Source organism: Clostridium sp. AM43-3BH (assembly GCF_003479985.1).
Classification (GTDB): domain Bacteria; phylum Bacillota; class Clostridia; order Lachnospirales; family Lachnospiraceae; genus Otoolea; species Otoolea fessa.
Window position 1 is genome coordinate 182,931 of sequence record NZ_QUIH01000003.1, and the last position, 12,852, is coordinate 195,782.

The 12,852-nt window shown below is 50.6% G+C and carries 12 protein-coding genes; all 12 read left to right on the forward strand.

Annotation, left to right across the window (positions count from 1 at the left end; translation table 11 throughout):
- Nucleotides 1–78 precede the first annotated feature (78 nt).
- The 12 genes from DW931_RS06530 (at nucleotide 79) to DW931_RS06585 (ending at nucleotide 12,826) form a co-directional block, all read left to right on the forward strand.
- Entirely contained in the window at nucleotides 79–2,046 is a 1,968-nt protein-coding gene (locus DW931_RS06530) for an NAD(+) synthase (protein WP_182429117.1), read from the forward strand.
- Nucleotides 2,043–2,837, forward strand: coding sequence for an RNA methyltransferase (locus DW931_RS06535; RefSeq protein WP_118626929.1), 795 nt, complete (start codon nucleotides 2,043–2,045; stop codon nucleotides 2,835–2,837). Before DW931_RS06530 ends, DW931_RS06535 begins: the two co-directional genes overlap by 4 nt.
- A 219-nt stretch (nucleotides 2,838–3,056) precedes the next feature.
- Nucleotides 3,057–3,494, forward strand: a complete 438-nt coding sequence (locus DW931_RS06540; protein ID WP_118481789.1) for an NfeD family protein — start codon at nucleotides 3,057–3,059, stop codon at nucleotides 3,492–3,494.
- Nucleotides 3,495–3,499: 5 nt separating this feature from the next.
- Complete coding sequence (locus DW931_RS06545) at nucleotides 3,500–4,438, forward strand: SPFH domain-containing protein (RefSeq protein ID WP_022359803.1); 939 nt, start codon at nucleotides 3,500–3,502, stop codon at nucleotides 4,436–4,438.
- Between the two features lie 237 nt (nucleotides 4,439–4,675).
- The gene (locus tag DW931_RS06550; protein ID WP_118481788.1) at nucleotides 4,676–4,984 is read left to right on the forward strand and encodes a DUF6637 family protein; all 309 of its coding nucleotides are present in this window, start codon (nucleotides 4,676–4,678) and stop codon (nucleotides 4,982–4,984) included.
- 5 nt (nucleotides 4,985–4,989) lie between these two features.
- Nucleotides 4,990–5,970 (forward strand): biotin--[acetyl-CoA-carboxylase] ligase, encoded by a 981-nt coding sequence (locus DW931_RS06555; protein ID WP_118293273.1) that lies wholly within the window; start codon nucleotides 4,990–4,992, stop codon nucleotides 5,968–5,970.
- Nucleotides 5,963–7,141, forward strand: a complete 1,179-nt coding sequence (locus DW931_RS06560; RefSeq protein WP_118481787.1) for an A/G-specific adenine glycosylase — start codon at nucleotides 5,963–5,965, stop codon at nucleotides 7,139–7,141. The genes DW931_RS06555 and DW931_RS06560 overlap by 8 nt, the downstream gene beginning before the upstream one ends.
- Before the next feature lie 38 nt (nucleotides 7,142–7,179).
- Nucleotides 7,180–8,100, forward strand: coding sequence for a YegS/Rv2252/BmrU family lipid kinase (locus DW931_RS06565; RefSeq protein WP_107000161.1), 921 nt, complete (start codon nucleotides 7,180–7,182; stop codon nucleotides 8,098–8,100).
- Nucleotides 8,101–8,404: 304 nt separating this feature from the next.
- A complete protein-coding gene (gene rpoD / locus DW931_RS06570) occupies nucleotides 8,405–9,532 on the forward strand; it encodes an RNA polymerase sigma factor RpoD (RefSeq protein ID WP_022359808.1) in 1,128 nt (375 codons plus the stop codon).
- Between the two features lie 262 nt (nucleotides 9,533–9,794).
- A complete protein-coding gene (locus DW931_RS06575) occupies nucleotides 9,795–10,487 on the forward strand; it encodes an epoxyqueuosine reductase QueH (protein ID WP_118481786.1) in 693 nt (230 codons plus the stop codon).
- Between the two features lie 268 nt (nucleotides 10,488–10,755).
- Nucleotides 10,756–11,439, forward strand: a complete 684-nt coding sequence (locus DW931_RS06580) for an HAD family hydrolase (protein ID WP_107000160.1) — start codon at nucleotides 10,756–10,758, stop codon at nucleotides 11,437–11,439.
- Between the two features lie 130 nt (nucleotides 11,440–11,569).
- Nucleotides 11,570–12,826, forward strand: a complete 1,257-nt coding sequence (locus tag DW931_RS06585; RefSeq protein WP_118481785.1) for a metal ABC transporter substrate-binding protein — start codon at nucleotides 11,570–11,572, stop codon at nucleotides 12,824–12,826.
- Nucleotides 12,827–12,852: the final 26 nt, after the last annotated feature.

Consider the following 12,852-nt stretch of genomic DNA (forward strand, 5'->3'; position numbering starts at 1 on the left):
TGTTTGACTTTTTGTATAGTGACCGCTACAATAAATATGTGTTTCTAAAAATCATTTATAAGGGAGACAAACCATATGATAAGAGATGGCTTTATCCGGGTTGCCGCGTCAACGCCGGAAGTGAAGGTGGCAGATGTAGAGTACAACCGGGAACAGGTTTGTGAACGGATAGAGGAAGGGCGCAAAAAGGGCGCTTCGATTATGGTATTTCCAGAGCTGGTGCTGACGGGATATACGTGCGGTGAGCTGTTTATCCAGAAATCGCTGCTGGCGAAGGCAAAGGAAGAGCTTAGGAAGCTGATCGCCTTTACAGCTGGCGATTCAATGCTTGTATTTGTAGGACTTCCGTGGGAATACAACAATAAATTGTACAATGTGGCAGCGGCGATCCAGGATGGAAAGCTGCTCGGTCTGGTTCCGAAGAGATGGATTCCAAACTATTCTGAATTTTATGAGGGACGTTATTTCAACCCGGGCTGGGAAAAGACAATCGAGGTTTCCTGGGACGGTTATCAGGTGCCAATGGGAATGAAGCTTTTATTTTCCTGTGACAATGTGGAAAATCTCGTCGTGGGGGCGGAGATCTGCGAGGACGTCTGGGTTTTAAATCCACCGAGTATTGCACACGCGTCGGCGGGGGCAACGGTGATCGTCAACTGTTCTGCCAGCGATGAGGTGACAGGCAAGAGCGAGTACCGCAGAAGTCTGATCAGCGGTCAGTCGGCGCGGCTTCTCTGTGCGTATATTTACGCCAATGCGGGCGAGGGAGAGTCTTCCCAGGATCTCGTTTTTGGCGGCCAGAATATTATCGCTGAGAATGGCAATATCCTGTCGGAGTCAGCGCGATTTGAGAATCAGACGATCTACGCAGATATCGATTTGGAACGTCTGGAATGTGAGCGCCGCCGGATGACGACCTATCAGACAGAAGGCCGTGAGGATTACCGGTTTGTAAGCTTTACGCTGGATCGGAAACCGCTTGCGCTGGAGCGCGCGATCGATCCGACCCCGTTTGTCCCACACGATGCGGGCAGCCGGAACCGCCGCTGCGAGGAGATCCTTTCGATCCAGGCGATGGGATTGAAAAAACGTCTCAAACATACCGGATGCCGCCATGCTGTCGTTGGTATTTCAGGCGGTCTGGATTCAACGCTGGCCCTTTTAGTAACCGTGCGCGCCTTTGATCTGCTGGGGATTCCGCGTGAAAATATCCTGTCTGTGACGATGCCGTGCTTTGGTACGACTGACCGGACGTACCAGAATGCCTGCCAGCTCACGAAAAAGCTGGGTGCAACCTTGAAAGAAGTCGATATCCGAGAGGCAGTTACTATCCACTTCCGTGACATTGAGCAGGATCCGTCGGTTCATGATGTAACGTATGAAAATTCACAGGCACGCCAGAGGACGCTGGTTCTGATGAACCTTGCCAATAAGATCGGCGGTCTTGTCATCGGTACCGGCGATATGTCGGAGCTGGCGCTTGGCTGGGCGACCTACAACGGCGATCATATGTCGATGTACGGTGTCAACTGCTCGGTTCCGAAGATGCTGGTGCGCCATCTGGTGCGCTATTATGCAGATACCTGTGGCGAGAAAGAGCTTTCTGATATTCTGCTGGATGTACTGGATACGCCGGTCAGCCCGGAGCTTCTGCCGCCGGAGGAGGATGGAAAGATTGCACAGAAAACGGAGGATTTGGTTGGTCCTTATGAGCTGCATGATTTCTATCTCTACTACATATTAAGATTCGGCTACTGTCCGGGCAAGATTTACCGCCTGGCGCGTCAGGCATTTGACGGTGCTTATGATAAGGAAACGATCCTTAAATGGCTGAAGGTGTTCTACCGCCGTTTCTTCAACCAGCAGTTTAAGCGTTCCTGCCTGCCGGATGGTCCGAAGGTAGGTTCTGCTGCAGTATCACCGCGCGGCGACCTGCGTATGCCGAGCGATGCGTGCAGCCGCCTGTGGCTGGAGGAGCTGGAAACACTGGATGAGGATTGCGTTTACGGAGTGCCGGAGACGAACACGGCAGGAGGCAGCCTGTGATCGCGAGCACGGGCAACGCCCGTGTCAGAGCGGTGACGGCGCTTGCAAAGAAAGCAAAAGCAAGACGGGAACAGGGCGTCTTTTTGGTGGAAGGTCCGAAGATGTTCGGGGAACTGCCGGTGGAGAGACGCCGCGAAGTCTATGTGTCGGAAAATTTTCTGCGCCAGCAGGGGGAAAGAGCAGAAAAACTGCTGGCTGGCTGCCGGTATGAGACGGTGACGGATGAGGTCATGCGCCATATGTCGGACACCCAGACACCGCAGGGTATCCTGGCGGTAGCGGAACAGTTTTCCTATCAGCTCTCAGATGTGCTGAAAAATAGCCCGGACGGAAAGGCACCGGAGCTTGTGATTCTGGAGACGCTGCAGGATCCGGGTAATCTGGGAACAATCCTGCGTGCCGGAGAGGGGGCGGGTGTGACAGGCATCATTCTTGACCGTGGTTCAGCTGATATTTACAGCCCGAAGGTCATCCGTTCCACGATGGGCTCGATCTACCGGGTGCCGTTTATCTACACGGACGACCTGCATCAGACGATCGGGGAAGTAAAAAAGCAGGGAATCCGCCTCTATGCTGCGCATTTAAAGGGGAAACATAACTACGAAGAAGAAAATTATACAGGTCCGTCCGGCTTCCTGATCGGAAATGAGGCAAATGGTCTGACCGGGGAGACGGCGGCGCTTGCTGACGCGTGGGTGAGGATTCCGATGGCTGGAAAGGTTGAATCCCTCAATGCAGCGGTGGCGGCTTCGGTGCTGCTGTTTGAGACGGCACGGCAGAGACGGCAGTAAATTGCATTTTTTGAAACAATGTTTTAAGCCGGATAGTTTGTGCAAATAGAGAGCTGTGAAGAAATAAATTGAACTGCAGATCGATATGTTCCATTAAGAAGTTTGTAATAAAACCGTAAGTTCAAAAACAGAGCTGATTGGTTGATAAATGTCAGAAAATATCGTATACTAGTTTTAAGATATCAGGGTCAAAAGACCTATATGGAAGGAGGGGATGACATGGCAGTATGGTGTGTCTGGCTGGCGGTGTTTGTAGTGTGTATCGGGCTGGAAGCAGCGTCGATGGCGCTGACTTCGATCTGGTTTGCTGGAGGCGCTCTGATTGCGTGTGTCCTGTCGATCGCGGGAGTGAATCTTTACATTCAGCTGGCAGTGTTTGTCGTTGTTTCATTCCTTCTTTTGTATTCAACAAGACCATTGGCACTCCGGTATATCAATCAGAAGACGGTGCGGACCAATGTGGACGCGCTGGTGGGTAAAAAAGCGCGGGTAACCGCAGAGATTGATAACGACGAGGCGAGAGGAACGGCGATGGTGTCCGGCCAGGAATGGACGGCACGCTCGGCGGATGGAAGCCGGATTCCGAGGGATACGATGGTACAGATTCAGGCGGTCAGCGGCGTCAAGCTGATTGTCAGCAAATGTAAGGAGGAGTAGGAAATATGGGAGCAGTTATCAGTTTTCTTGTCATTGCGATTGTGGTACTTCTGATTTTGTCATCCTGTATCCGGATCGTGCCGCAGGCACAGGCATTAGTCGTAGAGCGTCTGGGTGCTTATCTGGAGACATGGTCGGTTGGCGTGCATTTCAAGGTGCCGTTCATTGACCGCGTGGCAAAAAGAGTCATTTTAAAAGAGCAGGTTGTAGATTTTGCACCGCAGCCGGTTATCACGAAGGATAACGTTACGATGAAGATTGATACGGTTGTATTTTTCCAGATCACGGATCCGAAGCTGTTTGCTTATGGTGTTGAGAACCCGATTATGGCGATCGAGAACCTGACGGCGACCACCCTTCGAAATATCATCGGTGATCTCGAACTTGACCAGACCTTAACCTCCCGTGAGACGATCAACACGAAGATGCGCGCTGCACTCGATGTGGCGACAGATCCGTGGGGAATCAAGGTAAACCGTGTCGAGTTGAAAAATATCATTCCTCCGGCAGCCATTCAGGATGCGATGGAGAAACAGATGAAGGCAGAGCGTGAGCGCCGTGAGTCCATTCTCCGTGCCGAAGGCGAGAAGAAATCGACGATCCTGGTAGCCGAAGGTAAGAAAGAGTCCGCGATTCTGGAAGCAGAAGCAGAGAAGGAAGCGGCGATCCTGCGTGCAGAGGCACAGAAGGAAAAGATGATCCGCGAGGCAGAAGGTGAGGCGGAAGCGATCCTCAAAGTCCAGAAGGCGGAAGCAGACGGACTTCGTTTCATCAAGGAAGCAGGCGCGGACAATGCAGTGCTGCAGCTCAAGAGCCTGGAGGCATTTGCCAAAGCAGCGGACGGCAAGGCGACGAAGATCATCATCCCGTCCGAGATCCAGGGCATTGCCGGTCTGGTAAAGGGTCTGACGGAAGTTGGCACGGATGTTCAAAAGGCAGAGTAGCCGGGAGTGAGCAGCTCTAAGTTATAAAAAGAAGGTATAAGAAAAGGCTGATGGTTATGTAAAGCAGGAACCGCAGCCTTTTTCGATTTCTTTTTTGACAAGCCTGCGGACATTCGGTATAATATCCCATAGTGATATGTATACCCATATATGTTGATGAAAGGGTATATGCAAGAAGCTATGTGCTATATGAAGAATGAGGCTGTTGTTTGCGAATATAAGTAAGGAGTGGATGCGTTGAACTTGCAGGAAAAAAGAAAGAAAAGCGCGAATATCGCGTTTGCCCTGGATATGCTTCATATCGTAGTGGGTATATTGATCGTGATATTTGCGGTTCTTGCGTTTCTGAACCCGGATGAAAACCGGATTTTGTTTCCGGTAATCTTTCTTCTGGCGGCGGTACTGAATTTTGCCAATGGCTATGACCGCTATCGCCGGGGAAGGGGAAGAAAGCATCTGCGAACCGGCGGAATGGTCCTGATGGCAGTGGGAGCAGGATTGTTCCTTTTATGTATTGTCAGTACACTTACAATATGGTGGGGGTAATAAAAGTGAAAACAGAAGTTTTGCGAATGTTAAAAGAAACGGATGATTACCTGTCCGGACAGGAGATCTGTGAGCGTTTAAATGTATCACGGACGGCAGTCTGGAAAGTTATCAAACAGTTGGAGGCAGAAGGATATGAGATAGAGGCGGTCCGGAACCGCGGTTACCGGCTGCGTTTCCTGGGCGATGTTCTCAGCCAGGCAGAGCTGGAGAGCAGCATCGACAGCGAGTGGGCTGGAAAAAATATTTTATATTTTGACGAGACGGATTCAACCAATACCGAGATCAAGAAAGCGGCGGAGAAAGATGCCCCGCACGGTACGCTGGCAGTCGCGGATTATCAGTCGATGGGGAAGGGACGCCGCGGAAGAAGCTGGGCGGCGCCGCATGGCGTCGGCATCTGGATGAGCCTGCTTCTGCGCCCGGAGCTTCCTCCGACCTGCGCGTCGATGCTGACGCTGGTGGCGGCTCTGGCAGTTGCCGACGGGATTCGGGAGGTTTGTGATCTGGAGGCAAAGATCAAGTGGCCGAACGATATCGTCGTCAATGGAAAGAAGGTCTGTGGTATCCTGACCGAGATGAGCACGGAATTAGAGTGTATTAATTATATCGTGACTGGTATTGGTATCAACGTTGCAAATCACGAGTTCCCGGAGGAGATTCGGGATGTGGCAACGTCTCTGTATCTGGAGACAGGAAAAGAAGTGCGCCGCAGCCAGCTTATCGCCGCGATCATGCGTGCGTATGAGGGATATTATGATAAATTCATGGAAAACCAGAACATGAAATCCCTGATGGACGTTTATAACAGCCGTCTGGCAAACTGCGGTACACAGGTGCGCGTCCTGTCTCCGGGCAATGAGTATACGGGCATGGCGCTTGGAATTGATGAGATGGGCGAACTGCTGGTCCGCACAGAAGACGGAAAGGTATGCAAGGTGATCTCAGGAGAGGTATCTGTCCGGGGCATTTACGGATATGTATAAAGATTTTTATGCGTCGTTGAAGCCTTTAGAGGGGGAAATACCTTATGCGGAAGAAGAGAGGCTGGCGGCATCCGGCGCTCCATTGCTCTCCTGGTACCGGAAAAACCGGCGGCTCCTTCCGTGGCGGGAGAATCCGGAACCGTATTCGGTCTGGATTTCGGAGATCATGCTGCAGCAGACGCGGGTAGAGGCGGTCAAACCGTACTTTGCCCGTTTTATGGAAGCACTCCCGGACATCACCTCGCTCGCACAGGTGGACGAAGAGCGGCTTTTGAAGCTGTGGGAGGGACTTGGGTATTATTCCAGAGCCCGGAACCTAAAAAAGGCAGCGGTCTGCCTGATGGAAGACTACGGCGGTCAGATGCCTGCGTCGCGGGATGAGATATTGAAACTTCCGGGCATCGGAAGTTATACAGCCGGGGCAGTTGCGTCGATCGCGTATGATCTGCCGGCTCCGGCGCTGGATGGAAATGTGGTGCGTGTTCTGACACGCCTGTTTGCTGACCCACAGGACAGCACGAAGCCGGCGCTTCGAAAGAAATATGAGCGGCGCCTGGAGGCGGAACTTGTGCGCCGGACGGAGGAAAGAGATTCCTATTTGTTAGCCGGTGAGGTTTCCACGGCATTACGGTCAGAAGAGCTATTTCATCCAGGTGAATATAATCAGGCATGGATTGAGCTGGGCGCGCTTGTCTGCATCCCGGGCGGACGTCCGCTCTGTGAGAAGTGCCCGCTGGAATCCCTTTGTCTGGCGCACCGGCGGGGAGAGGAGGAGCAATATCCGGTCAAGCCGCCGAAAAAGCCGCGCCGGATCGAGGAAAAAACGGTCTGCCTGATTGAGTGGGAGGATACGGTGGCGATCCGCAAGCGCAGCAGCAAGGGATTGTTGGCGTCCCTCTACGAATATGTCAATCTGGACGGAAAAAAGAGTGCGGCGGAGGCAGCGAAAGAACTGGGGATCGCGGAGGCGGATATCAGGGAAACCGAGGATCTGCCGGATGCAGTCCACATTTTTTCCCATGTTGAATGGCATATGTGTGGACGCAGAATCCGCTTGAAACGGGCATCCGGCTATCAGGATAAAGCAGTTTTGATGGTGTGCCGGGCACAGCTGCAGGATCGCTATCCGATCCCCAATGCATTTCGCGTGTATACAAATATATTAATATGAAATACTGTTAGTGTGGGGAAACAGGAGAAATGGCGATTATGAAAAAAATGCTTTTTATCATCAATCCGAGATCTGGCAAAGAACAGATTCGAAGTCGTCTTCTTGAAATTTTAGATAGTTTTGTAAAGGCGGGCTATGGACCGTCTGTTTATATTACGCAGGGCCCGAAGGACGCGGAGTATCAGGCGGCACGTGCGAAAACGAAGGAACTGGTCGTGTGCAGCGGCGGGGACGGTACGCTCAACGAGGTGGTATCGGGGCTGATGACGATCACTCCGGAAAAGCGCCCGGAGTTAGGATATATCCCGTCGGGTTCCACGAATGATTTCGCATCCAGTCTGGGACTTCCGAAAAATATGCGGAAAGCGGCGCAGACAGCTGCGCTGGGAAAACCATTTCTGGTGGATGTCGGTGTATTCGGTAAAAACCGATATTTCGTCTATGTGGCGGCGTTCGGAGCATTTACGGAGGTATCCTATTCGACCCCGCAGGAGACGAAAAATATTTTGGGGCATCAGGCATATATGCTGGAAGCCATCAAACGCCTGACAGGGCTTAAATCCTACCGGATGCGCCTTACGTGGGAACATCTGGGGGAGCAGAGAGAATTGGAAGAGGAATTTATTCTGGGAATGGTGACCAATACGACCTCGATCGGAGGTTTTAAAGGACTGGTTGGTATGGACGTGGCGCTGGATGACGGGGAGTTTGAGGTGCTTCTGGTCCGGAAACCGCGCACGCCGCTTGACATTGCAAGTATTGCTGCTTATCTGATTCAGAGAGAGGGCGAAAATGAATGCGTATTCAAGTTCCGCACCTCGAAACTGACGGTACAGTCGGAGGAGCTGGTGGACTGGTCGCTGGACGGTGAGTTTGGCGGAAGTCAGACAGAGGTCGTGATTGAAAATAAACCAAGAGAGATTGCGATCAGGGTGCCTGAAGTTACTGTTCGCGGGTAGGCACTTTTGGAACCGAAAGTGCCGTGAGAAAACGTGGTGGCAGCAGGAATTTGCCGTATTTAAATGCGAAGCCACGGAAAATTGCGTTACTGGACACGTATGCGTGAACAGTAACTGCCTAAATAGAAATAGATCGAAAAATTTCGAAAATTGTTGAAAAATAAAATTTAATCGTATATAATGTACTTTCGGGATATTGCAGGGAAAGGTGCAGGGAAATAAAAGCACACAAACAATCGAGGGACAATATCACGTTAGATATAAAGAAACTTCTAAGCGAAATAAATCGAAAGGACGTTAATTCGTGGAGAAAGAAAATTTTTTAGGTAAGTTAAGGAAACTGGTAGAGTTAGCAAAGTCCAAGCAGAACGCGCTGGACGTGACAGAGATCAATAACTTTTTTATGGGCGATAATCTGCAGACAGAGCAGATGGAGCAGATTTACAATTATCTGGAGCAGAATAATATTGATGTCATTCCGGAGGTGATCGATGATTCGATCCTCAAGGAAAATGATTCGATGCTCGATGATGATGTGGATGATGAATTCCTCAAGAACGAGGAAGAGGATATCGATCTGGATGCGATCGATCTGTTAGAGGGAATCGGCACGGAAGATCCGGTCCGCATGTACCTGAAAGAGATTGGTACCGTTCCGCTTCTGAGCGCGGAGGAGGAGATCCGCCTTGCAAAGCGCAAAGCAGAGGGGGATGTGAATGCAAAAGAGCGCCTGATTGAGGCAAACCTGCGCCTGGTTGTCAGCATTGCAAAGCGCTATACAGGACGCGGCATGAGCTTCCTGGATCTGGTTCAGGAAGGCAATCTGGGTCTTATTAAGGGCGTTGAGAAGTTTGATTATACAAAGGGTTATAAGTTAAGTACATATGCGACCTGGTGGATTCGTCAGTCTGTTACAAGGGCTCTGGCGGATCAGGCGAGAACTATCCGTGTCCCGGTGCATATGGTAGAGACGATCAACAAGATGTCCAAGATGCAGCGTAAGCTGACGCTGGAACTGGGCTATGAGCCGTCGGTGGCAGAGCTTTCCGAGGCGCTTGGTATGTCCGAGGATAAGGTCATGGAGATCATGCAGATCGCACGTGAGCCAGCTTCCCTGGAAACCCCGATCGGTGAGGAAGACGATTCCAATCTGGGTGATTTCGTAGCGGACGGCAACGTGGTAACGCCGGAAGGGAATGTAGAATCTGTTATGCTGCGTGAGCATATCGATGCATTGCTTGGAGACCTGAAGGAGAGAGAGCGTCAGGTTATTATTCTCCGGTTTGGTCTGGAGGACGGACATCCGAGAACCCTGGAAGAGGTCGGAAAAGCATTCAATGTAACGAGAGAGCGTATCCGCCAGATCGAGGCAAAAGCACTTCGTAAATTAAGAAATCCGGTCCGGAGCAAGCGGATTCGCGATTTCCTGTAAGAGTTGTATCACTTTGATAAAAAGGGAAATTTGTTTGGAATTTCCTGAAAGGTTTAATAAAAAGATAAAGCAGTTTGTACCCGTCCGTGGGTACAGGCTGCTTTTTCAAGTTTTGAAGAATATGAATTATTGTGCATATCTTCATATAACGTCTAAGGATGGAAATGATGTTTGTCAGGAAAGAAGCGTTTCGGATAGAAGTATCGTGTGCTGGAAGGAAAATGCACGGACAGATGGGAACTTATAGAAAGAGGAGAGAAAAATGTCGGAACCAATGAAAAATCCGCCAGCCAGAAAGACACAGACGGCGAAATGGAATTATCAGAAAGAAATGGAAAAAGTGCTGGATGCAGCAGTCCGGGACGGCAGAGTTCCGACTTTATTTCTCCACAGCTGTTGTGCGCCGTGCAGCAGCTACGTGCTGGAATATCTGTCGCAGTATTTTTCGATTACGGTGTTCTACTACAATCCGAATATTTCACCGAAAGAGGAATATGAGGCGCGCACGGAGGAGGTACAGCGGCTGATCCGGGAGCTTCCAGCGGTGCATCCGATCCGGTTTGTAGAAGGAAAATACGACCCGGAATGCTACTATGAGGCAGTCCGGGGGCATGAGAAGGATCCGGAGGGCGGCGAGCGCTGCGGTATTTGTTTTGAGATGCGCCTACGGGAAGCGGCGAAGCTGGCAGCCGAGGGCGGCTATGACTGGTTCACGACGACCCTCACGATCAGTCCGCTCAAAAATGCCGGGCGCCTCAATACGATCGGGCAGGCGATGGGAGAAGAGTATCATGTGGCATTTCTGCCGTCGGATTTCAAGAAAAAAGAGGGATATAAGCGCTCGATCGAGCTGTCGGCGCAGTATCATCTATACCGGCAGAATTACTGCGGATGCGTGTTCTCGAAGCGGGAGCGTGAAGAGCAGATGCAGAAGGAGAGGCAGGAAACATCGTGATTTGCGGGGCGATATGTTTGGTTGAAGATGAGTTTGTATGGATGATTGCCTGTAGCTGTGAAAGTATGAATCGGCTGTGAGGGGAAAAAGTGGTACTGTTCACAGGTAGGCACTTTTGGAACCGAAAGTGCCGTAAGAAAACGTGGTGGCAGCAGGAATTTGCCGTATTTAAATGCGAAGCCACGGCAAATTCCGTTACTGAGCACGTATGCGTGAACAGTAACAAAAAAGTTATAAGAAAAGATGGAAACAGAAAGGAAGAAACGCAATGTACCGCTTATGTATATTTGATTTGGATGGAACTCTTTTAAATACGGTTTATGCGCTGACTTATGTGACAAATTTAACATTGGATGCATTCGGACTGCGCCATGTTACACCGGAGGAAACGAAACGGATCGTGGGAAATGGATACCGGATGCAGATGAAGCGCGCGCTGGTGCTGGCGGGGGATGAGAAGCTGGTTCATTATGAAGCGTCGCTTCCGATTTATATGGAGAATTTCTCCAAATACTGCCTGAAAGACGTAGAGCCATATGACGGTATCCGGGAACTGCTGGCGTCGTTAAAAGAGATGGGTGTACATGTGGCTGTCCTTTCGAACAAGCCGCATGAGCAGGCAATTGTGAATATTGAGACATTCTTTGGGAAAGGATATTTTGATGTGGTGCGCGGCGAGCAGGCGGGAACGCCGAAAAAACCGGCTCCAGACGGGGCGTTCGCCATTTGCCGGGAACTGGGTATAAAACAGGAAGAGTGTCTGTATCTGGGCGATACGAATACAGATATGGAAACTGGGCTGAATGCCGGAATGGACACGGTCGGCGTGCTCTGGGGCTTCCGTGACCGGGAAGAGCTGGAAGGCTGCCATCCGCAGTATATTGTGGCACATCCGTCGGAAGTAGCGGAGATTGTGAAGAAAAAGAATGAGTCACATGGAAGAATGGAGTAGTGTCTGTGTTTGTTCATAGCTGTGAAAAGAGAAACAGTTGTGAAAGAAAATGATATTTGAAAGAGTAATTCGAAATGTTTATTGAAAAACATTTACTGAATATAGAAGAAGTTAAGGGTAAAAAAGAAATATGGTAAAACACAAGAATGGATTTAAATGTAAATGGATATCATGGATGCTTGCTTTTTTGATTGCCTTTTCCTGTGTTCTTACAGCGTGTACGCCACGGCGGGAAACTGCATCGTCTGATTCATCGTCGAATCCGTTAAAAGGGGCAGATGCGTCTGGTGATACGCGCTTAAACGTTGTGACGACGCTATTTCCGTATTACGATTTCCTCCGGCAGATTGCCGGGGATTCGATCCGGCTGACGATGGTCGTTCCGGCGGGCATGGACAGCCATTCGTTCGAGCCGACGCCGGCGGACATGATCACGATCCAGAATGCAGATCTGTTAGTCTGCAACGGCGGTACGATGGAACAGTGGCTTTCGCAGGTGCTTGATTCCTTCGGGGAAGGCACCGGACCGAAGCGTGTCGTGACGATGATGGACTGCGTGGATGTAGTGCAGGAGGAGATCGTCGAGGGCATGGAAGATGGAGAGGCGCACGGTCATGGACATACGCATGTTCATGCGGATGGAACAGTTCATGCGGGTGATCACGATCATGAGTCGGAAGATCATGCTCACAGTGAAGAAGAACATGAGCCAGAGGACCATGTTTACAGTGAAGAAGAACACGACACAGAAGAGCATATTCACAGCGAGGATGAACATGATATGGAAGATGTGGCGGTTCATGATGAAGATCACGCTCAAGAGTATCTGGATGAGGACGATGGTCACGGCGTCGAGATTGAATATGACGAGCACATCTGGACATCCCCGGTCAATGCGAAAAAGCTGGCCGGCGTGCTGGCGGAGGTGCTGGAACAGGAAGATCCGGCGCACGCGGCTTCCTATGCAGAAAACTGCACGTCCTATCAGGATAAATTGACGGAATTGGATGCAGAATTCAGAGAAGTTGTCTCCCATGCCAAGCGGCGTCTCGTCGTTTTCGGTGATAAATTTCCACTCCGGTACTTTTTCGATGAGTATGGGCTGGAATACAGGGCGGCATTTTCAGGATGCAGTACGGATACGGAGCCGAGTGCCAAGACCATCGCCTACCTGATCGATAAGGTGCGGGAGGAACAGATACCAGCCGTCTATTACCTGGAGCTTTCCAGCCCGCGCGTGGCGGAGATCATTGGGGAAGAGACGGGCGCGGAACCACTGTTGTTCCACTCCTGCCACAATGTGACGAGACACCAGTTTGATTCGGGCGTTACCTATCTGGAATTGATGGAGCAGAACGTAAAGAACTTGAAAAAGGGATTGTCATAAAAAGAATAGATGATTATGGGAAAAAG

Bases quoted from the DNA above. Each gene is read 5' to 3' on its own strand.
- DW931_RS06540 (WP_118481789.1), top strand. From the start codon at position 3,057: ATGGCAGTATGGTGTGTCTGGCTGGCGGTGTTTGTAGTGTGTATCGGG.
- DW931_RS06545 (WP_022359803.1), top strand. From the start codon at position 3,500: ATGGGAGCAGTTATCAGTTTTCTTGTCATTGCGATTGTGGTACTTCTG.
- DW931_RS06560 (WP_118481787.1), top strand. From the start codon at position 5,963: ATGTATAAAGATTTTTATGCGTCGTTGAAGCCTTTAGAGGGGGAAATA.
- DW931_RS06565 (WP_107000161.1), top strand. From the start codon at position 7,180: ATGAAAAAAATGCTTTTTATCATCAATCCGAGATCTGGCAAAGAACAG.
- DW931_RS06575 (WP_118481786.1), top strand. From the start codon at position 9,795: ATGTCGGAACCAATGAAAAATCCGCCAGCCAGAAAGACACAGACGGCG.
- DW931_RS06580 (WP_107000160.1), top strand. From the start codon at position 10,756: ATGTACCGCTTATGTATATTTGATTTGGATGGAACTCTTTTAAATACG.
- DW931_RS06585 (WP_118481785.1), top strand. From the start codon at position 11,570: ATGGTAAAACACAAGAATGGATTTAAATGTAAATGGATATCATGGATG.